Source organism: Butyrivibrio sp. INlla16 (assembly GCF_900104155.1).
Lineage (GTDB): Bacteria > Bacillota > Clostridia > Lachnospirales > Lachnospiraceae > Butyrivibrio.
Genome location: NZ_FMYB01000021.1, coordinates 1 through 20,518, shown reverse-complemented (window position 1 = coordinate 20,518; position 20,518 = coordinate 1). Strand labels below are relative to the sequence as shown.

The window sequence follows — 20,518 nt, the reverse complement described above, 5'->3', positions numbered from 1 at the left end:
ATAAAGATGAGTGACGTTTCAAAACAGCTTGAGTATTGGTTAAATGATCCTTACTTTGATGAGGATACAAAAAACGAATTATTATCTATCAGAAATGATGAGAAAGAGGTTCAGGACAGGTTCTATCAGGAGCTTGAGTTTGGTACCGGTGGACTTAGAGGTGTTATCGGAGCAGGCACAAACCGTATGAACAAGTACGTTGTTCGTAAGGCTACTCAGGGTCTTGCTAATTATATCAAGAAGAATGGAGGAGCTGACGGCGCTAAGAGAGGCGTTGCTATTTCTTACGACTGCCGCAGATTCTCACCCGAATTCGCGGACGAGACTGCAAGATGCCTTGCAGCTAACGGCATTAAGGCATATGTATTTGATGAGCTTCGCCCTACACCCGAGCTTTCATTTGCTCTTAGAAAGCTTAATTGTATTGCGGGCGTTATGATTACAGCAAGCCACAATCCGCCGGAATACAACGGATATAAGGCTTATTGGGAGGATGGTGCTCAGGTTACTCCGCCTCATGATACAGGTATTATTTCAGAAGTTAAAGCTATTACTGACTACAACGATGTTAAGACCATGTCTAAGGACGATGCCATGAAGGCAGGCCTTTATGAGATCATCGGAAAAGATATAGATGATGCGTACATGGTAGAGCTTAAAAAGCAGATTATTCACCTTGATGCTATCAAGGAGATGGCTGAGAAGCTTACAGTTGTATATACACCTTTCCACGGAACAGGACTTGTTCCCGTAAAGAGAGTTCTTGCTGAGCTTGGCTTTAAGAATGTGTATATAGTTCCTGAGCAGGAGCTTCCGGATCCTGATTTCACAACTCTTGATTATCCTAATCCCGAGGATCCCAAAGCATTCAAGCTTGCTCTTGAGCTTGCGAAAGAGAAGGATGCAGACATCGTTCTTGCAACAGATCCCGATGCGGACAGACTTGGAGTATATGCAAAGGATACTAAGACCGGAGAGTACGTTCCTTTCACAGGAAATATGTCCGGAATGCTTATAGGAGAATATATCCTTCGTGAGAGAAAGGCTACAGGCACTATGCCTGAGAGACCTGCATTCGTCACAACCATCGTTACAACAAATATGGCAAGACGCGTTGCTGAGAAATATGGTCTTCACTACATTGAAGTTCTTACAGGCTTCAAGTATATCGGTGAGCAGATAAGACTCTTTGAGGAGAATAATCAGGAATACAATTATGTATTCGGTCTCGAGGAGAGTTATGGATGCCTTGCAGGAACACATGCGCGTGATAAGGATGCGATCGTTGCCGTTATGATGCTCTGCGAAGTTGCTGCTTTCTGTAAGAAGAACAACCAGACCCTCTGGGATGCTATGATCGATATGTATGAAGATTACGGCTACTATAAGGAAGGTCAGTATTCCATCACCATGAAGGGCCTTGAGGGTGCTAAGGAAATTGCTGCTCTTATGGATAAGCTCAGAAATAATCCGCCCAAGACATTTGGTTCATGGACTGTTGAGGAATTCCGTGATTACAAGACAGGAGAGACAGTTAACCCTCAGACAGGAGAGAAGGGTAAGACCGGTCTTCCGGAGTCCAACGTACTTTATTTTGCACTGGATAACGATTCATGGTGCTGCGCACGTCCTTCCGGAACAGAGCCTAAGATCAAGTTCTATATGGGTGTTAAGGGTACCAGCCTTGAGGATGCTGCTAAGAAGCAGGATGAACTCACAGCAGCTGTTAAAGCTCTTATCGATTAATTACAAAAGAAAACTTGTTAAAAAGGGCTGTCAGTTTGCCTGACAGCCCTATTCTTATCAAATACTTTAGCTTAGCATGATCAATAATATTAGAAAGACAATATCATATGCGAGAAGAAACGGCGTAGGAAGTGCGGTTGTCGCTGCCATGGAGAGACTCCGTAATCAGAGGGATGAGAATTACTCATATAAAGAGCCCACTGAGGAGGAACTTGAGAAACAGAGGAAGTGGTATCGTGCTTTATTAAATAATGCCGAAAAATCAAGAATGCTTCCTTTAATAAGTATTCTTGTGCCCTGTTACAACACGGACAGGGAGTTCTTTAAAGAGATGATAGAATCTGTCAAGAATCAGACCTACGGAAAGTGGGAGCTTATTCTTGCAGAGGCTCCGGTGGTCTCAAAGGGTAAAGCTATTTATCCTTTAACCGATATAATCGAGAGTTACTCCGGAGTAGATGGCAGAATAAGACATATCTGCCTTAAATCCAACGCCGGAATATCTGAAAATTCAAATGCTGCTCTTGATGCGTCAAGAGGAGATTATATGGCACTGCTTGATCACGATGATGTCCTTACAAAGGATGCTCTTTGTGAGGTTGCGATAGCTGCGATAAAGAATTATCCGAGACTTATCTATTCTGATGAGGATAAGTGTAATGCTGACGGGACCAGGTTTTTTGACTATCACAGGAAAAAGAAATTTAATCCCGATCTTTTTATGTCAAATAATTACATCTGTCATTTTACTACAATAAGATCCGATGTAATTCACACCTGTAGATTCAGAGGAGAATATGACGGTGCTCAGGACTATGATCTGTTCCTCAGAGCAGTAGGAAGGATCATGTGGAGCTCTGATTATGAAAAGCAGATAGTTCATATTCCCAAAGTGCTTTATCATTGGAGAAGCCATGACGGTTCTACTTCAGGTAATCCGCAGAGTAAGATGTACGCCTATGAGGCCGGCGCCAGGGCTTTAAGAGACTTTCTGAGGGTCAGCGGAATTAAGGCAACAGTATCGCATCTTAAGCATGTTGGGTTTTATCGTGTCAGTTACGATGACATTCTTGAAGCCAGAAAGGATATCGGAGTAATTGGCGGAAGAATCACGGATAAAAACGGAACTCTTATCGGCGGCAATTACCGCGCTGACGGAAAAGTAAGATATAAGGATCTTCCGAGAGGCTTCAGCGGAGGGCTACAGCATCTGGCAGTTCTTGAGCAGGATACGGATGCAGTAGATATCAGATGTATGAGGATAAGAAGTGATCTGCTTGATCTTTATAAGCAGATATTCGGAATTCCCTATGATATGACCCTGGAAGGGAAGGTTATAGATGTTACCTCACTGGGTACTGAAGAGGAACTGAGGGACAAATGTATTCGTTTCGGACAGGCTGTAAGGCAGCTTGGATATAAAGTGCTTTGGGATCCGAATTACGAGACAACAATCTGATCGTTATAAGAGGAATGAATTTTGGCAGATAATAAAGTGACAATAGTTATACCCAATTATAATGGTGCCAGGTTTCTTGATGCCTGCCTTAGAAGTCTGAAAAAGCAGACAATGGCAGCACCGGTAATAGTTGTGGACAATGGCTCTACCGATGAAGGTATTAAAACGCTGAGAAAATCTATGGAAAAACACAGCGGCTGTTATCCGGATGTAACTATTCATGAGCTATCTGAAAACACAGGTTTTGCGAATGCGGTAAATGTCGGAATAGAACTTTCCGAAACGGAATATGTTCTGCTGCTTAACAATGATACTGTCGCAGAAGAGAGAATGACCGAAAGGCTGCTTTCAGCTATCAGTAAAAACGATAAGGTTTTCTCTGTAGGTGCAAAGATGTTGCAGATGAAAGAGCCGCATAACATTGACGACAGCGGGGATCTGTACTGTGCCCTTGGCTGGGCATTTTCACCCGGAAGGGATAAGGACGGCAGCAGCTATGCAAAAAGGGCTGCTGTGACTTCAGCCTGTGCTGGAGCTGCCATCTACAGAAAATCGATTTTTTCAGAGATAGGAGGCTTTGACGAAGAGCATTTCTGCTATCTTGAGGATGTGGATGTCGGTTACAGAGCCAGAATATACGGCTATAAGAATCTTTATGAGCCTACTGCCGTGGTGTATCACGCCGGCAGTGGAACAAGCGGATCAAGATATAACGAATTCAAGGAAGAACTTACAGCCGCTAATAACCTTTATATGATATACAAGAATATGCCTGCACTGCAGATTCTGATAAATCTGCCGCTTTTACTTGCGGGCATAATCGTAAAACAGATATATTTTTCAAAAAAAGGTCTCGGAAAAGCTTATTTTCTGGGACTTCTGGGAGGATTAAAAAAGATTTCCAAGGGAAAAAACAGAAAGGTCTTGTTTAAAAAGAAGAACCTGCTTAATTATGTTGTTTTGGAGCTGGAACTTCTTATTAACGTTGTCCGTAGATTTGTGGGTTAAAATGTAGTAAAATTTCAAAGACTTTTTGTTTTTCACTATGAAATGTTATAAAATATTGTAGATATGATAAAAGACAACCAGAAAAATCTGAACATGCTGCACGTCGTTGGGGACGGCATTATTGTAGCCTGTTCCTATATGCTGGCTTTCTATTTGAAATTCGAATCACCGATTTCGAAGCCGGAGGGAGGCTACCTTTCAATGGGGACATACTTTACTGCCCTCTATTTTTTGGTGCCTGCATATATGGTTCTGTACAATATGGTGAACCTGTATATGCCCCGCCGTGCGACAAGGATAAGGCATGAACTATATAATATCTTGAAGGCCAATTTGATTGGTTTTATAGGATTTATCGTTGTACTGTACATGATAAATCAACCGGATTTCTCGAGAACTATGATCGCGATGTTCTCGGTTATCAATGTGTTTCTGATGAGTATTTCCAGGGTGCTTTTGAGAAGGATCCTTAAATATTTCAGACGAAAGGGTTATAACCTTAAACACATATTGCTTGTAGGATATTCCAGAACCGCTGAAGGTTACATCAGCAGAATAAATAATAATCCGCAGTGGGGATATGTTGTTTCGGGAATACTTGATGATGTAGTTCCGCTTGGAACTACCTATCACGGAGTAAAGGTAATAGCTAAGATCAGCAAACTTACGGATTATATTCGTGAAAACGAGTACGACGAAATAACAATTACGCTTCCGCTGGACAGATATGACAGACTTGAGGATCTTGTTGATATTTGTGAAAAGTCAGGAATACATACAAAGTTTATTCCGGATTACACCAGTCTTTTCCCAAGTAATCCATATACAGAAGATATCCTTGGACTTCCTGTTATCAATATAAGATATGTACCTCTTACCAATGGATTTAATGTTTTTGTTAAGAGAGTTACCGATATTATTGGGGCTCTTTTCGGCATGATTATTTTTTCTCCGGTTATGCTGGCAGCTGCTATAGCTGTTAAGCTTTCAAGCCCGGGGCCGATAATTTTCAAACAGGAGAGAGTGGGGCTTCACGGTCAGAAATTTATGATGTATAAATTCAGAACCATGGAGATGCAGTCTGAGAAATCCGAAAAGAAGGCCTGGACAACAAAGGATGATCCAAGGGTTACACCTATCGGAAGATTTTTGAGATCGCACAGTATCGATGAGCTTCCGCAGTTATTTAATATTCTGATTGGCGATATGTCGCTGATAGGACCAAGACCGGAACGCCCGCAGTTTGTTGAGAAGTTCAGACAGGACATCCCCCGCTATATGGTTAAGCATCAGGTGCGCCCCGGACTTACCGGATGGGCACAGATTAATGGCTACAGAGGCGACACTTCTATTAGAAAGCGAATCGAGTACGATATTTATTATATTGAAAACTGGACGATGGAATTTGACGTCAGAATTCTGATAGGAACGATTTTTCATGGATTTATCAATAAGAATGCCTATTGATGACCTTTTGCTTGTATAATTTATGTTTTTATGGCAAAATAGGACATTGGAAAACATAAATTATAAGGAGATTTTTGATATGTCGAATCGCAGGAGTGGAAACTCAGGCAGAAGAGGCAGAAAGAAGAACACAAAGCGGGCACTTATTATTTTTGGTGTTGAGATTGTTGTTCTGCTTATACTTCTTTTTATTGTATGGACTTTATTTGGCAAAATGAAGGTTGACAAGGTTGGTAAAGTAAACCTTGATGAGGAAGTAATTGCTGAGAGTGTTAATACCGGAGTTGAAGAGAATGAGCAGATGACCGGATATACTAATCTGGCACTCTTCGGTGTAGATTCACGTGAAGGTGATCTTGATAAGAACACCAGAAGTGATACCATCATTATCGCTTCAATTAACAATGAGAATGGTGAGATCAGACTGGCATCTGTTTATCGTGATACATATCTTAACCTGAGTAATGATACTTACAACAAGTGTAATGTTGCATATGCGAAGGGCGGTCCCCAGCAGGCAATTTCCATGTTGAACATGAATCTTGATATGGATATTACTGATTTTGTTACTATTGGTTTTGGCGGACTTACTGATGTTATTGATGAGCTTGGCGGAGTTGATATTGTTATTGAAGAGAACGAGATTACTCACCTCAATAACTACCAGTCCACAATGGCAGAGGAGCTGGGCCTTAAATATACACCCGTTACACAGACAGGAATGCAGACTCTTAACGGACTTCAGGCTACAGCTTATTGCCGTATCAGATATACTGCAGGAGATGACTTCAGAAGAGCTGAGAGACAGCGAACTGTCCTTATGGCTATTTTGACCAAGGCTAAGACCATCAGTCTTCCCGAGCTGGAGAATGTAGCCAGCAAGATATTCGGAGAGACCTATACTTCTCTGGATCTTCAGGATATTATTAAACTTTTGGGTAATATCACCAACTACAATGTAGTATCAAGTGATGGATTCCCGACCTCAAGCATGAGAGCAACAGGCACAATTGGTAAAAAGGGAAGTTGCGTAGTCCCTGAAGACCTTACTTCAAATGTAAAGTGGCTTCATGAATTTTTATTCGATGATACTGAATATGAAGTATCACCGAGCGTACAAGAGTATAGTCAGAAAATCGCTGCTGATACAGATGAGTATATCGACAGATAAACGACTTACGAAACGTGGCCCCGGTATCAGCCGGGGCTTAATTTTTCTTTGTGATAAAAAAGGGTACAGATGCAGACAGTAGATGTAATTATTCCAACCTATAAACCGGGAGCAGAGCTTTCGATGCTTATTGATGAGCTTGAAAAGCAGGCGTACAGACCGGAAAAGATCATCATTGTAAATACAGAGAAGCATTATCTGGTTGAAAGAAAAGATGCGATGGACACAATAAATAAATACGATAATATTGTGGTACATCATATTTCAAAAAAAGAATTCGACCATGGTGAAACGAGGAATCTTGGAGTCAGTATGTCTAATGCCGATCTCTTTTTGATGATTACTCAGGATGCTGTGCCAAGAGATCTTTCGCTTATATCCAATCTGGTCAAGGCTCTCGAAGATCCGCAGGTTGCTGCGGCATATGCAAGACAGTATCCCAAGTCTGATTGCAATCTCGCTGAGCGGTATTCCAGAAAGTTTAATTATCCAACCGTTGCTATGAAGAAGACTATCAAAGATCTGCCTAAGCTGGGCATCAAGACATTTTTCTGCTCTAATGTATGTGCAATGTACAGAAGAGATGTTTTCGATAAGGTGGGCGGTTTTTTACATAAAGCAATTTTCAATGAGGATATGGTATACGCCGGTAATGCTATGTATCAGGGATATGCAATATGCTATGTGCCTGAAGCGGGAGTGATACATTCACACAATTATTCCTGCGCGCAGCAGTTCCATCGGAATTTTGACCTCGGAGTGTCACAGACGGATCATCCTGAAATATTCGCAGGTATAAAATCGGAGTCTGAAGGAAAAAGGATGGTGAGGGACACCATCAGACATTTCGAGCACATCGGAAAGTTTTATCTTGTGCCGCATTATGTGATAATGTGCGGGTTCAGATTTGTGGGCTACAGGATGGGAAGAAGATACAAGAGACTGCCCAAGGGCCTTGTAAGAGCCTGCTCGTTAAATAAGGCTTATTGGGATAAGTAATCGAAATGTTTTAGGGGGAATTATTATGGGATCCAGATTATCTGACGGAGATATAAAAAGCTGGGAGGAGGTCAGTCTTCTGTATAACTCTGCGCTTAAGCAGATAAATACCAAAATTGAGATATTAAATGATGAGTTTCAGGAAGTTCACAGATATAATCCTATAGAGCATATTAAATCCAGAATAAAGACGCCGGAAAGTATAGTGAAGAAATTGAAGCGTCACGGCTACGAGTCAACTCTGGAAAATATGATGAAATATATTAACGATATAGCCGGAATCAGGATTATCTGCTCATTTACTTCTGATATTTACAGAATTGCTGATATGATCAGTAATCAGAAAGATATCAAGGTTCTTACGATAAAAGATTATATAATGAATCCTAAAACCAGCGGATATCGTAGTTATCACATGATTGTAGCAGTTCCTGTGTATCTTTCGGATCATACTGCTGAGGTTAAGGTAGAGGTTCAGATAAGAACTGTTGCTATGGACTTTTGGGCAAGTCTTGAGCATAAGATACAATACAAGTTCGAAACTAAGGCACCGGCCAATATTAAAGCGCAGCTTTTTGAATGTGCCAGAATGGTGGCGGAGCTGGATGACAGGATGCTGTCACTCAACGAGGAGATTCAGGCTATTACTCCCCCGAAGTGATCGGTCATGTCTGCGTAATTAAGGAAGAAAATAAGCCCATTAATGAGGAGTGCCCAGGCACCTCTCGGCACCCGGGCTATTATGAAAAAATTTATCTATCTATCGGAGCTTCTATCAGAGCTTCGTAATGAACCTTGTTCCCTTGGTTCTGTATAATTATAACAATGATTTATGAACAAAATATTAATAAAGTTTAAACTCGGGGTGAATATCTACAAAAGATTAAACATAATAAAACTATTATTGTGCGAAATGCATAAATGATGTAACCTATTATTTAGCCGCTTAGTCGGAGGACATTTTAAAAGAGTTTGTTCAAATTTGGGAGGAGCCATGGACAACATGATTGGAAGAGTTGATGGGAAGATCAGTGCACAGGAAATGATTAAAGCCAATACAGCTGCTGAAGCTGCACACAGGGAGCAGATCGAGAGCCAGAACAAGCAGTATGAAGAAGAGATAGCCGTTCTTCGTCAAAATGCTAAAAAACTTGAAGACAGACTGAATAATATAGAAGATGTTCTTGATGATTTGAAAAACGGCAAAATTGAAGCGGATAGAATGTCCAAAGAGCTTGGCAGTGCCGTAAAAGAGCTTAATGAAAGTCTTGCTGACAGATTTGACAAGAGTGATGAGGCAACGCATGATGTAGGCGTCAGAATATACAGGAATGTTCAGGCTTCAGTGGCAGATGAACAGAAAAAGCAGCTTGATGAAATACGTGAAGATTTAAAGAAACAGATGGAATCAATAAGAAGTGAGTTTACAGTGCTCGTAAGACAGCTTGATTCCATGCAAAGAGCTAACAGAGCAAAGAATAGAGGGCTTATGCCTCTTGTTGTTGTAACATTATTGGCTGTTATAGCTAATCTTGCATTATTAATCTTAAGAATTGTAGGTTTGGTTTAAAGAATGAAGTTTTCAGGTCACAAGAAAATACGTATAGGCATGCTTAAGGGCGAGATTCTTGCGATTGCTGTCTGGATTATTTTGATATTACCTATTTTTTCTCCTATCAAAAATACAGGTGATAACATTTTCACAGTATTTCTTAACGGAGTTGAGGTCGGAACTCTTGGATCAAAGCAGGCAGCAGAAAAGTGCCTTCGTGAGGCGAGAAGACAACTCTCATCGGGTAGTGATGAACTTATCCTGACGGACGCAGAGCTTAGTCTGAAAGGAAGCGAAGTGCTGCTTGGCAAAGTGGATTCAAGGAAATCCGTAAGAAACAAAATGGTGGAGGTTCTTGATAAGAGCAGATTATCCACTCTTGAGCGTTCGTATACAGTAAAAATAAATCAGTATTCAGTCAATCTGGCCAGCAAAGATGATGTATTTACGCTTCTTTCAAAGGCACTTGGCAAATATGATACCGAGGGAAAATATAAGGTGGATCTTGTTACGGATCCTTCCAGAGAAGTGAATGTGCTTACTTCACAGATAGTATCGGTTGAGGAGGCACAAAAAGAGGAAGAGGAGACAAGACTCCCGGAGGCAGGTATAGACCTTGCAATTTCCGATGTGTTCAGAAAGATTAAGCCTTTAATAGAAGAAAAGAGCTTTGAGGATTATCAGCTTGGCCTTATGTCCATAGATTTCGGAGATAAGGTTGAAGTGGTTGAGAGTTATTTGCCGTCCTCAGAGATAAAAGATATTAACACAGCAATAGATGAGGTAACAAAGGATCAGGAGACAAACCAGATTTACGAGATAAAGACCGGCGATACGCTGGGAACTATCGCTGAGGATTTTGGACTGCCTCTTGATGATCTTATTGCGATGAATGAGACAATTGATAGTGAGAATTCCACTATCAGAGCCGGGGATGAGATTATAGTAACCGTTCCCGAGCCGGAGCTTTCAGTTGTATATACTACACAGCAATATTATGAGGAAGACTACGAAGCTGATGTAATCTACAGGGATAATGATTCCTGGTATACGACAAGAACTGAGGTGGTTCAGGAGCCTTCGGCAGGTCACCGCAAGGTGGTAGCAAAGATATCTTATGTTAATAATTCCGAGACGGGACGTGATATTCAGAAGGAAGAGGTTACCTACGAGGCGGTTCCCAAGATTGTTGAGCGCGGAACTATTGTGCCTCCTACATATATTAAACCTATCTCGGGTGGAAGACAGACATCCGGATTCGGAAGAAGAAATGCTCCGACCAAGGGTGCCAGCACCTTCCATAAGGGTGTAGACTGGGCTACTCCTGTGGGAACAGCGGTAATGGCTTCAAATGCCGGCGTTGTAACCAGAGCAGGATGGGGCAGAGGCTATGGATATGTTATTTATATAAGCCATTCTGATGGCAGAGAGACCAGATACGGACACTTGTCCAAGATTCTTGTTAAGCCCGGACAGAGTGTTTCTCAGGGTCAGAAGATTGCGCTTAGTGGTAATACAGGTGTAAGTACCGGAGCACATCTCCACTTTGAAATTCTTATAAACGGAGCGCAGGTGAACCCGCTTAATTACTTGAACTGACGAACCTGATTTTACAAATTTGCTATTTTGTGGTATAACATAAGCCGTTAATAAATTATGGGGAGAAGTTTATCAACTTGGTGATTCACAAAGGCGTGAATGAATAAGATTATGGAAAAATATGTAATTAAAGGTGGTACACCACTTGTAGGAGAGGTTGAAATCGGCGGTGCCAAGAATGCAGCGCTTCCGATTCTGGCAGCCGCTTCTATGACTGATGAGACCGTATATATTGATAATATGCCTGACGAAGCGGATACTAACATAATGCTTCAGGCACTGGAGAGCATCGGTGTCATGGTTAACAGAACCGGACGCCATTCAGTGACTATTAATGCTGCTAACGTCAACACATACAAGATTGAAAACGAGTTTATTAAAAAGATCAGAGCATCCTACTATATGCTCGGAGCCTTTTTGGGAAAGTATAAGGACGCACAGGTCGTAATACCCGGCGGATGCAATATCGGGCTCAGACCTATCGACCAGCATATCAAGGGATTCAATGCCCTTGGTGCCAATGTATCCATTGATCATGGACTTATAAGTGCCCATGCGGACAGACTTGTTGCCAATCACGTTTATCTCGATATTGCCAGCGTTGGAGCTACCATCAATATTATGATGGCTGCTTCGATGGCTGAAGGTAAGACTATTATCGAGAATGCAGCCAAGGAACCTCATGTCGTTGACCTTGCCAACTTCCTGAACAGTATGGGAGCCGATATCAAGGGTGCAGGTACAGATATTATTCGTGTCAGAGGTGTGGAGAAGCTCCATGGCACAGAATATACCATTATTCCCGATCAGATAGAGGCGGGAACATTTATGATGGCAGCGGCTGCAACTAAAGGCGATATAACCATTAAAAATGTAATCCCCAAGCACTTGGAGTCTATCAGCGCAAAACTTATTGAAATGGGATGTCAGGTGCTTGAATCTGACGATGCTGTAAGAGTTGTAGCAACAAAGCGTATGAAGAATGCTCATGTTAAGACTCTGCCTTATCCGGGATATCCCACGGACATGCAGCCACAGATAACCGTGGTGCTCGGTCTTGCAAGTGGTATCAGTCTTGTTACGGAGTCGCTTTTTGAGAACAGATTCAAATATGTGGATGAGCTCACCAGAATGGGAGCTAATATCAAGGTAGAAGGCAGTACAGCCATCATAGAGGGTGTTGATCAGTATACGGGCGCAGAAGTAGCGGCTCCTGATCTTCGAGCTGGTGCAGCTCTTGTAATTGCCGGACTTACCGCCGATGGATTTACCACTGTTGAGGATATAAGATATATAGAGCGTGGCTATGAAGACTTTGATGAAAAGTTAAGAGAGCTTGGTGCTCAGATACAGAAGGTAGATACTGAAAGAGAACTTCAGAAGTTCAAATTAAAATTTGCATAATAAAACCACCATATGAATTTTCGAGAGAGTTCATATGGTGGTTTTTTATCGATACTATAATATTTCTTCGATGTATAGCTCGGGATGCATCGTCAGATCAAGATATTCTTCATCAATTTTGATAGTCGGTCTTGATAGGTGATCTCTGTTTATAAAGATTATCTCGCCTTCACGGCCGTCATTTAAACGTACCCTGTTAAGAAGATAGGTGTTAACTATATTCTGCAGGAAGGTCATAATGGCATTTGTATCATATTTCTGCAGACCTTCAGATTCAAACATTTCGATTGCGATGAAAGGACACAGAGGATCTCTGTAAACTCTGGCCGATGTCATCGCATCATATACATCAGCTATTGATACACATTTTGCAAAGAAATCAATCTGAGGACCCTTGAGATGAGCGGGATAACCGGTTCCGTCGCAGCGCTCGTGGTGCATGAGGGCTGCATTTTTTACATGGTCGCTAAGATTGAGGTCAGTTAAAATAACATAACCCTGGGCCGGATGCGTCTGTACTACGGTATACTCAGCTGTAGTAAGATCTGCGGGCTTGGTAATGATTTCGTTGGGAATAAGGAGCTTACCAATATCATGAAGTAGTCCTGCTTCAGTGAGAATCAGAATATCGTCATCGCTCATCTTAAGCCATTGCCCCAGGATATTGCATATCATAGCAACACTAATGCAGTGAACATAAGTGGCATCATCATAAGATCGCAGGCTATGCAGCATATCAAAAAGATTAGAGGAACTGTTTCCCTTGTGGACGAGATCATATATGGGCGATATCATGGAGTCCACATCAAAGTGCTCTTTATCGTTTATGAGGACTTCAATACCAGCTTTAAATTTGGACGCACAGTTCTCAAAATCTCTCTTGAACTCCTTGAATTCTGCAGTCTGACGAAGCCTCGAGGCATAGGATTCCTTGTTGTCATTAGCCGGCATAATGTTTTCCGGAGGATCCTCCACCAGAACGTTCAAAATAGAATAGAAGGACAGCTTTGTTATAGCCTGATTATCCAAAACAGTTCCCTTGGGCAATACAAGCTGGTTGTTATCATGTGCGTATACGTTGTCCGACAAAACCATGCCGGGAACTAGTTTTTTAGTAATCAACCGTTTCATCAAGAAAGCGCCTCATTGACATTATTTAGTGAACAAAGATACAAATTAATCTTATGGTTCACTCGGCTAAAAGTCAATAAAGGCGCTATTTTCATGCTATAAAAAAATGATAAACAATATATAAAAATAAATTCTCTTTAGATTTCCGATTCAGCAGCACGCTTTTCGGATGCTGTAAGGGAAGCGTTTTTGATCACAGGGCTGAGCTTCTTGTATACAAGAAGAGTGATCCCACTGATTACGGAACCCTTTAAGAGATTGATGGGAGCTACAGCAAAAAGGATGAAGGTAAACATATTGTTTATTGCGGGATTGATTGCGGTGCCCATTCCGATAAGAGCATCAAGCGGCATTCCATAAAGCTTTGCAAAAGCAGGAAGCAGATAGAATGCGTTGAGTGAGCTTCCGACGAGAGTGATGATCATGGTTGCTGTAAGGCAGGAGATCATGGCAATCTGACGGTTCTTTTTGAAAATATAAATGATGGAAGCAGGAAGTACATAGCTGCATCCAACGATAAAGTTTGCAAGCTCTCCGATGAAAGCTGTCTGAGTTCCGTTAAGAATAAGATTAAGAAGAATCTTAATAAACTCAATCATAACTCCGGTTATGGGACCAAATGCAAATCCGCCGATTACAGCAGGTAAATCTGAAAGATCAAGCTTGTAAAAGCTCGGTGCGAACGGCATCGGAACCTCAAAAAGCATAAGAACAGCGGATATTGCTGAGAATATGCCGATTATAACCATTTTTCTTGTGGTCATCCCCGGATTTACGTCCCCGTTCTTCTTTGCAACGTAGGTCTCTGCAATTCTGGCAGCGACAAACATAGCCACAATCAGCAGTATAAAGACTGCTACAATCACGGTGTTTTCCATAACGGAAGCAAATAAGTTGTTGTTCATGGTGTTTTTCCTCCTGATTTTATCGGGGAGGATAATGACTAGATAATGTGCGATTTGATGTTTTGAAAATAAAAAAACGCCATCTTCTATCATCCAGACTATACTGTCGGTTTTGGAATTTCACCAAATCGGCCGCCGTAGCGGTTCGCGGACTTCTGAAAATCAGTCACCGCCGGTAGGGAATTGCACCCTGCCCCGAAGATTATTTTTATCAAGAATCATTATATAACAGCTAAAACTGTCGTCAATACCTTTTTTGCTGTGACTTGCTTTTTTTGTGACGCTGGAATATTCTGATTATATGAGTACAATTTTAGTAACATATTCCGCGGAGGAGACCTTCGCATTCGGAAAGCGTATAGGAGAGACTGCTGAACCCGGATCAGTTTATACCCTGATCGGGGATCTTGGTGTGGGTAAAACCGTATTGACGCAGGGAGTAGCGGCCGGTTTAGGAATAGAGGGACCGGTTAACAGTCCTACTTTCACAATCCTTCAGGTGTATGACGAGGGAAGAATTCCCTTTTACCATTTTGATGTATACAGAATCGGTGATGTCAGTGAGATGGATGAGATAGGCTACGAGGACTACTTTTACGGACAGGGACTCTGCTTTATCGAATGGGCCAATCTTATAGAAGAAATACTTCCGGAAAAATATATGGAAATCCGCATAGAGAAAGACCTTAAGAAAGGAACGGACTATCGCCGCATAACGCTGGATACGATAGATAACAGATAAAAGATGAAAATATTGGCACTGGATACATCGGGACTCGTTTGCACGGTTGCCGTTACAGAGGACGACAGACTGCTGTCTGAGTTTTCTATTCAGCACAAAATCACGCATTCCGAACTTTTACTCCCGATGATGGAACAGATAAAAAACAGAATATCACTGGATCTTAATACGATAGATGCAGTTGCGGTTTCGGCAGGACCAGGATCTTTTACGGGACTTCGAATCGGATGTGCTACCGCAAAAGGCCTGTGCCTAGCGATGAATAAGCCAATGGTTGCAGTACCTACGCTGGATGCGATGGCGTATCAGTTTTATGGCAGTGAATATGTGATCTGCCCCATGATGGATGCAAGGCGTAATCAGGTATATACCGGAGTTTATATATTTGTTCCGGAAAAAGAAAACGAGAAACATCGGGAAATCTTTTTCTCTATGAAGACGATAAAGGCTCAGTCAGCAATGTCGGTAAATGATATTGCCGAGGAGCTCAATAATATAGGAAAAACAGTTATACTTCTCGGCGACGGAATCCCGGTATACAGAGATAAGCTTGAGGAGCTGCTCAAGGTAAATTACATTCTGGTACCTGCCCATATGAACAGGCAGAGGGCGTCCGCTTTGGCTGCGCTTGCTACAATATACTTAAGAGAAGGGAAGACGGTGGATGCCGACAGTTTTTCACCCGAGTATTTGAGGGCATCACAGGCGGAGCGTGAGGCTGCGGAGAAAGCAGCAGGAAAAAAAGAGACCAAGGCCGATTCCGGGAAAAACGGCAGAAAATCCGGGATAGCCAGCCCTATTTATATAAGAGATCTAAAAGCTGAGGATATTACAGCTGCTGCTGAAATTGAAAAGGCTTGCCTCGGTGCGGAGGCCTGGACCGAGAAACAGCTTCTTGAAGCTGCTACCCGCGATGATACGGTTTACCTTGTCGCTGAAGTATCAGGAGAGGTGGCTGGCCTTTGCGGAGTTCGCAACATTTCCGGCGAGGGTGAAGTAACCAATGTATCGGTTTCCGAGAGCAGCAGAGGAAAGGGAATAGCTTTTGAAATGCTGTCCAAGCTCCTCCTTCGCGGAAAAGCGATTGGCTGCGAGAGCTTTACATTGGAAGTACGCGGCGAAAACAAGGCGGCGAGAGGACTCTATGAAAAACTGGGATTTGTTAATGAAGGAACAAGGCCCGGCTTTTACGAGAGCCCTAAGGATGATGCAATAATTTATTGGAAGAGAAATAATACGAATGATTGATGTATGTCTACTTGGAACAGGCGGAATGATGCCGCTGCCCAACAGATACCTTACTGCACTTATGGTGCGATATAACGGAAAATGTATATTGATAGATTGCGGCGAGGGCACGCAGATAGCTTTGAAAAAAAGCGGCTGGAGCCCAAAGCCGATTGATATGATCTGCTTTACTCATTATCATGCGGATCACATATCGGGACTTCCCGGGATGCTTCTGACCATGGGAAATGCAGAGAGAACAGAGCCCCTTCTCATGGTAGGGCCCAAAGGACTTGAGCGAGTGGTTAAGGCTTTAAGAACAATCGCTCCGGAGCTCCCTTTTCCTATAGAATATCACGAGATTACCGATATAAATGATGAACTGACACTTCCGGGGATGCCGGAATTTAAGATTAAAGCCTTTAAAGTTAATCACAATATCACCTGCTACGGATACTCCATGGAGCTTGAACGAATTGGACGATTCAATGTTGAAGCGGCCAGGGCTAATGATATTCCGCAGAAATATTGGAATCCGCTCCAGAAGGGTGAGATTATTCAGGCTGAGGATGGCCGGACCTTTACGCCTGATATGGTGCTCGGAGAAGCGAGAAAAGGAATACATCTGACCTATGTTACGGATTCAAGACCTACACCGGGCATAGTGGAAAAAGCGATGAATTCCGATCTTTTCATATGCGAGGGCATGTACGGAGAGCCCGATAAGCTGCAAAAGGCCAAGGAAAACAGGCATATGACCATGTACGAAGCGGCTGAACTTGCAAAAAAAGCGCAGGTTAAGGAAATGTGGCTTACACATTACAGCCCATCACTGGTTAACCCCAAGGAATACCTTCCGAAGGCGAAGGAGATTTTTTCAAAAACGGTTGCGGCAAAGGATGGCAGAACTACTACGCTACGGTTTGAAGAAGACACCGAATAGATTTTTGCTTTTTTATGAGGAGGCACTATGGACGAGTCTACTAAAAACGGCATTATTAAAGCAATTGTTATAATGGTTCTTGCTGCTCTCATAGTGGTATCTGTTTTTGTGATATTGACCAGAAACAGAAAAGGAACTAATACCACGACTGAAGAACTGGAACTCACCGAGGTTCAAAAGATCACTACTATAGATTTATCCAAGAGCTACCCGAAGACTCCGCCGACAGTAGTGGATCTCTATGCACACACCATGAAGGTTCTGTACAAAGAGAACTATACTGATGAGGAGTTTGAGAAAATGGCCTCGGTTCTTTCGGGAATCTTTGACTCTGAATTTTTGCAGGCTCAGCAGAGTTGGCCTTCGGGGCTAAAGAGCGAAGTAGAACAGAAAAAGAAGGATGATTGTTCTATTCCCAAATATGAGGTCCTTACTTCAGACCTTCAGGAGAAGAGAGATAACGGCGAAGAAATTGCCAACGTCGTTGCCAAGTTTCACATTAGAACCGGCACACACACAACACCATACAATTATTTATTTGTCCTGCGCAAGGATTCAAACGGACTTTGGAAAATCATGGGCTGGACAGTATCGGAAGCGACGGACACGGAACAGTAAATTATGGATAATATGAATTCTGAAAAGATCATGCGCCGTACCGAAGAGGACGGCGTAATCTTTATGTCAATTAAAAATGAAGATGAGAAGGCTGCGGAGTCAACAGACAAGGATATCACTATTCTTGCCATAGAGAGCAGCTGCGACGAAACGGCAGCAGCTGTTGTGAGAAACGGCAGAGAGGTTCTGTCCAATATTATATCTTCCCAGATTGCGCTACATACCGTTTACGGCGGCGTGGTTCCTGAGATTGCCTCAAGGAAGCATGTCGAGAAAATAAACGGATGTGTTAAAGCTGCTTTATGTGAGGCGAAGCTGACACTGGAAGATATAGATGTTATCGCGGTGACATACGGTCCCGGGCTTGTAGGTGCACTTCTTGTGGGAGTATCTGAAGCTAAGGCTCTAAGCTTTGTTACGGGAAAACCGCTTGTCGGAGTACATCATATAGAAGGACACATCTGTGCGAATTATATAGAAGATAAGACCTTGGAGCCGCCTTTCATGTGCCTTGTGGCATCCGGAGGTCACTCGCATCTTGTTTATGTAAAGGATTACGGCGAGTATGATATCATCGGTCAGACAAGGGATGATGCTGCTGGAGAAGCCTTTGATAAAGTTGCCAGGGCGATAGGACTCGGATACCCCGGAGGCCCGAAGGTTGACGCTGCGGCGAGGGAAGGAAATCCCGATGCCATTGCTTTCCCCAGAGCTAAGACTACGGAAAAATCCTACGACTTCAGCTTCAGCGGACTTAAGTCTGCGGTTTTGAATTACCTCAATCAGGCAGAGATGAGGGGGGAAGAGGTCAACAGGAACGATGTTGCCGCATCTTTTCAGAAGGCAGTTGTGGATGTCCTCACGGAGCATACCATGGAAGCCGCGGCAGAATACAGATGCAAAAAGATTGCAATTGCCGGAGGCGTTGCTTCAAATACTTCCCTCAGAAAGAGACTTGAGGAAGAGTGTGAAAAGCGCGGATATTCCTTCTACAGACCATCACCGACTCTGTGTACCGATAATGCAGCTATGATAGGCTCGGCTGGTTACTACGAGTACCTCAAAGGTGCAAGGAGCGGCATGAATCTCAATGCCGTACCCAATCTTCCGCTTGGAAACAGGGAAAGAAGATATCATGGAAGATCATGAAGTGAAGAATAGTTTTGCGGTAGGAATATATTATGAAAACAACAGCGATAGTCCTTGCTGCGGGAAGCGGCAGCAGAATGAAAAGCGATGTAAGAAAGCAGTACATGGAAATAAAGGGTAAGCCCTTGCTTTTGTACGCGCTTGAAGCATTTGAAAAAAGCTTTATAGACGATATTATCCTGGTGCTCCCCGAAGCGGATATAGAGCACATAAAGGAAGAGATAATCGAGCCGGCAGGATTTTCCAAGATAAGAGCCGTGGTAGCGGGCGGAAGCACGAGATACCACAGTGTAAGACTTGGACTTGAAGCGGCCTCTGAAGATACAGAGGCTGTTTTTATTCATGACGGGGCAAGACCTTTTATCGACGATGACATCCTTGAAAGAGCGATGAACGCAGTAAAGGAGTACGGAGCCTGCGTTGTAGGTATGCCTGTAAAGGATACGATTAAGCTTGCAGATGAGAACGGCTTTGCAAAAACTACTGTGGACAGGGACAAAACCTGGATGATCCAGACACCTCAGGTCTTTCTGTATCCCGAAATCCTTGAACTATATGAGGAACTTGCAAGGCGCGAAGAGGAACTCATTCAAAAGGGAATAAATATCACCGATGATGCTATGGTTATGGAGACCCTTGGAAACCGGAAGGTCAAACTTGTTGAAGGGTCGTATGATAATATCAAAATTACAACTCCCGGAGACATATCTCTCGCAGAATCCATAATAGAAATGAAAAATCAGGGCTAAAAACTCTGCGCTGATAGTGCACAAAGCCGCATGTTTTCTGGACTTTTGAAAAAAGATCAAAATTTATAAAAAAATAATCAAATTCGTATTGACAACCCCTACCCATATGGATATAATAAATTTCGCGCTGTTGCGATAAGGCTTGTAAACAGCGAGATAAATAATAAATGGAGCGATATCGAAGCGGTCATAACGAGGCGGTCTTGAAAACCGTTTGGCGGCAACGCCACGAGGGTTCGAATCCCTCTCGCTCCGCTCAAAATTGAAGAGTGAACATATAAGTCAACACTTTTGCAGAAGTACTCAAGAGGTTGAAGAGACACCCCTGGAAAGGGTGCAGGTCGTTAACAGCGGCGCGAGGGTTCAAATCCCTCCTTCTGCGTTCCTCATCAGCAACATCGATGAGATGCACTTTGACAATAAAATAGTAATGCAACCCTGAAAATTCCAAAAAAGAATATTCAGAGAACAAAACAACCTAACTTAGGTAAAAACGGACAGAACAAAGCCAAGCAATGTTCTGACCAGAGAGAACTTGATTGCTGAGACCCGAAAGGGCTTAAGTAATAGATTTAAACGTGAGAGTTCGATCCTGGCTCAGGATGAACGCTGGCGGCGTGCCTAACACATGCAAGTCGAACGGAGATTT

18 protein-coding genes, 2 tRNA genes, 1 rRNA gene and 1 riboswitch are annotated in these 20,518 nt (G+C 42.7%); of the genes, 19 read left to right on the top strand and 2 right to left on the bottom strand.

Features of this window, described 5'->3' with window-relative positions; translation table 11 throughout:
• Positions 1–6: 6 nt before the first annotated feature.
• From BLR42_RS11250 to BLR42_RS11205, 10 genes are all read left to right on the top strand, one after another.
• Positions 7–1,746 (top strand): phospho-sugar mutase, encoded by a 1,740-nt coding sequence (locus tag BLR42_RS11250; protein ID WP_091869112.1) that lies wholly within the window; start codon positions 7–9, stop codon positions 1,744–1,746.
• A gap of 76 nt (positions 1,747–1,822) precedes the next feature.
• Positions 1,823–3,205 (top strand): glycosyltransferase, encoded by a 1,383-nt coding sequence (locus tag BLR42_RS11245; protein WP_091869110.1) that lies wholly within the window; start codon positions 1,823–1,825, stop codon positions 3,203–3,205.
• Between the two features lie 21 nt (positions 3,206–3,226).
• Complete coding sequence (locus tag BLR42_RS11240) at positions 3,227–4,213, top strand: glycosyltransferase family 2 protein (protein WP_091869108.1); 987 nt, start codon at positions 3,227–3,229, stop codon at positions 4,211–4,213.
• A 63-nt stretch (positions 4,214–4,276) separates the two neighbouring features.
• Entirely contained in the window at positions 4,277–5,680 is a 1,404-nt protein-coding gene (locus BLR42_RS11235) for an undecaprenyl-phosphate glucose phosphotransferase (protein ID WP_022763157.1), read from the top strand.
• A 79-nt stretch (positions 5,681–5,759) separates the two neighbouring features.
• Entirely contained in the window at positions 5,760–6,851 is a 1,092-nt protein-coding gene (locus BLR42_RS11230; RefSeq protein WP_242879304.1) for an LCP family protein, read from the top strand.
• A gap of 69 nt (positions 6,852–6,920) precedes the next feature.
• The gene (locus tag BLR42_RS11225) at positions 6,921–7,850 is read left to right on the top strand and encodes a glycosyltransferase family 2 protein (protein ID WP_022763158.1); all 930 of its coding nucleotides are present in this window, start codon (positions 6,921–6,923) and stop codon (positions 7,848–7,850) included.
• A 25-nt stretch (positions 7,851–7,875) separates the two neighbouring features.
• Complete coding sequence (locus BLR42_RS11220; RefSeq protein WP_022763159.1) at positions 7,876–8,511, top strand: GTP pyrophosphokinase; 636 nt, start codon at positions 7,876–7,878, stop codon at positions 8,509–8,511.
• Between the two features lie 333 nt (positions 8,512–8,844).
• Positions 8,845–9,420 (top strand): hypothetical protein, encoded by a 576-nt coding sequence (locus BLR42_RS11215; protein ID WP_091869104.1) that lies wholly within the window; start codon positions 8,845–8,847, stop codon positions 9,418–9,420.
• Between the two features lie 3 nt (positions 9,421–9,423).
• Positions 9,424–11,001 (top strand): M23 family metallopeptidase, encoded by a 1,578-nt coding sequence (locus tag BLR42_RS11210; RefSeq protein WP_091869102.1) that lies wholly within the window; start codon positions 9,424–9,426, stop codon positions 10,999–11,001.
• A 111-nt stretch (positions 11,002–11,112) separates the two neighbouring features.
• On the top strand, positions 11,113–12,405 hold the full coding sequence (locus tag BLR42_RS11205; protein ID WP_026498262.1) for a UDP-N-acetylglucosamine 1-carboxyvinyltransferase: 1,293 nt from the start codon (positions 11,113–11,115) through the stop codon (positions 12,403–12,405).
• Positions 12,406–12,459: 54 nt separating this feature from the next.
• Here BLR42_RS11205 and BLR42_RS11200 read toward each other — a convergent pair whose 3' ends face one another.
• Entirely contained in the window at positions 12,460–13,536 is a 1,077-nt protein-coding gene (locus BLR42_RS11200; protein ID WP_091869100.1) for an HD-GYP domain-containing protein, read from the bottom strand.
• Positions 13,537–13,673: 137 nt separating this feature from the next.
• Positions 13,674–14,441: an ECF transporter S component gene (locus BLR42_RS11195; RefSeq protein ID WP_091869098.1), complete on the bottom strand. Its 768-nt coding sequence runs from the start codon at positions 14,439–14,441 to the stop codon at positions 13,674–13,676.
• A 77-nt stretch (positions 14,442–14,518) separates the two neighbouring features.
• Positions 14,519–14,648, bottom strand: a riboswitch (FMN riboswitch).
• Positions 14,649–14,742: 94 nt separating this feature from the next.
• Here BLR42_RS11195 and tsaE point away from each other — a divergent pair.
• From tsaE to BLR42_RS11150, 9 genes are all read left to right on the top strand, one after another.
• Positions 14,743–15,183 (top strand): tRNA (adenosine(37)-N6)-threonylcarbamoyltransferase complex ATPase subunit type 1 TsaE, encoded by a 441-nt coding sequence (gene tsaE, locus BLR42_RS11190; RefSeq protein WP_091869096.1) that lies wholly within the window; start codon positions 14,743–14,745, stop codon positions 15,181–15,183.
• A gap of 3 nt (positions 15,184–15,186) precedes the next feature.
• Complete coding sequence (gene tsaB / locus BLR42_RS11185; RefSeq protein WP_091869094.1) at positions 15,187–16,431, top strand: tRNA (adenosine(37)-N6)-threonylcarbamoyltransferase complex dimerization subunit type 1 TsaB; 1,245 nt, start codon at positions 15,187–15,189, stop codon at positions 16,429–16,431.
• The gene (locus tag BLR42_RS11180; RefSeq protein WP_091869091.1) at positions 16,424–17,353 is read left to right on the top strand and encodes a ribonuclease Z; all 930 of its coding nucleotides are present in this window, start codon (positions 16,424–16,426) and stop codon (positions 17,351–17,353) included. The genes tsaB and BLR42_RS11180 overlap by 8 nt, the downstream gene beginning before the upstream one ends.
• Positions 17,354–17,380: 27 nt before the next feature.
• On the top strand, positions 17,381–17,971 hold the full coding sequence (locus BLR42_RS11175; RefSeq protein ID WP_091869089.1) for a DUF6715 family protein: 591 nt from the start codon (positions 17,381–17,383) through the stop codon (positions 17,969–17,971).
• Positions 17,972–18,034: 63 nt separating this feature from the next.
• Positions 18,035–19,120, top strand: a complete 1,086-nt coding sequence (gene tsaD / locus BLR42_RS11170; RefSeq protein ID WP_091869186.1) for a tRNA (adenosine(37)-N6)-threonylcarbamoyltransferase complex transferase subunit TsaD — start codon at positions 18,035–18,037, stop codon at positions 19,118–19,120.
• A 32-nt stretch (positions 19,121–19,152) separates the two neighbouring features.
• Positions 19,153–19,869: a 2-C-methyl-D-erythritol 4-phosphate cytidylyltransferase gene (gene ispD / locus BLR42_RS11165; protein WP_170832741.1), complete on the top strand. Its 717-nt coding sequence runs from the start codon at positions 19,153–19,155 to the stop codon at positions 19,867–19,869.
• A 169-nt stretch (positions 19,870–20,038) separates the two neighbouring features.
• Positions 20,039–20,124: transfer RNA gene (locus BLR42_RS11160), tRNA-Ser, on the top strand.
• Between the two features lie 38 nt (positions 20,125–20,162).
• Positions 20,163–20,251, top strand: a tRNA-Ser gene (locus BLR42_RS11155).
• Between the two features lie 192 nt (positions 20,252–20,443).
• Positions 20,444–20,518, top strand: a 16S ribosomal RNA gene (locus BLR42_RS11150); the annotation flags it as partial.

Bases quoted from the DNA above. Each gene is read 5' to 3' on its own strand.
- BLR42_RS11250 (WP_091869112.1), top strand. From the start codon at position 7: ATGAGTGACGTTTCAAAACAGCTTGAGTATTGGTTAAATGATCCTTAC.
- BLR42_RS11245 (WP_091869110.1), top strand. From the start codon at position 1,823: ATGATCAATAATATTAGAAAGACAATATCATATGCGAGAAGAAACGGC.
- BLR42_RS11235 (WP_022763157.1), top strand. From the start codon at position 4,277: ATGATAAAAGACAACCAGAAAAATCTGAACATGCTGCACGTCGTTGGG.
- BLR42_RS11230 (WP_242879304.1), top strand. From the start codon at position 5,760: ATGTCGAATCGCAGGAGTGGAAACTCAGGCAGAAGAGGCAGAAAGAAG.
- BLR42_RS11225 (WP_022763158.1), top strand. From the start codon at position 6,921: ATGCAGACAGTAGATGTAATTATTCCAACCTATAAACCGGGAGCAGAG.
- BLR42_RS11220 (WP_022763159.1), top strand. From the start codon at position 7,876: ATGGGATCCAGATTATCTGACGGAGATATAAAAAGCTGGGAGGAGGTC.
- BLR42_RS11215 (WP_091869104.1), top strand. From the start codon at position 8,845: ATGGACAACATGATTGGAAGAGTTGATGGGAAGATCAGTGCACAGGAA.
- BLR42_RS11210 (WP_091869102.1), top strand. From the start codon at position 9,424: ATGAAGTTTTCAGGTCACAAGAAAATACGTATAGGCATGCTTAAGGGC.
- BLR42_RS11205 (WP_026498262.1), top strand. From the start codon at position 11,113: ATGGAAAAATATGTAATTAAAGGTGGTACACCACTTGTAGGAGAGGTT.
- BLR42_RS11200 (WP_091869100.1), bottom strand. From the start codon at position 13,536: ATGAAACGGTTGATTACTAAAAAACTAGTTCCCGGCATGGTTTTGTCG.
- BLR42_RS11195 (WP_091869098.1), bottom strand. From the start codon at position 14,441: ATGAACAACAACTTATTTGCTTCCGTTATGGAAAACACCGTGATTGTA.
- tsaE (WP_091869096.1), top strand. From the start codon at position 14,743: ATGAGTACAATTTTAGTAACATATTCCGCGGAGGAGACCTTCGCATTC.
- tsaB (WP_091869094.1), top strand. From the start codon at position 15,187: ATGAAAATATTGGCACTGGATACATCGGGACTCGTTTGCACGGTTGCC.
- BLR42_RS11180 (WP_091869091.1), top strand. From the start codon at position 16,424: ATGATTGATGTATGTCTACTTGGAACAGGCGGAATGATGCCGCTGCCC.
- BLR42_RS11175 (WP_091869089.1), top strand. From the start codon at position 17,381: ATGGACGAGTCTACTAAAAACGGCATTATTAAAGCAATTGTTATAATG.
- tsaD (WP_091869186.1), top strand. From the start codon at position 18,035: ATGTCAATTAAAAATGAAGATGAGAAGGCTGCGGAGTCAACAGACAAG.
- ispD (WP_170832741.1), top strand. From the start codon at position 19,153: ATGAAAACAACAGCGATAGTCCTTGCTGCGGGAAGCGGCAGCAGAATG.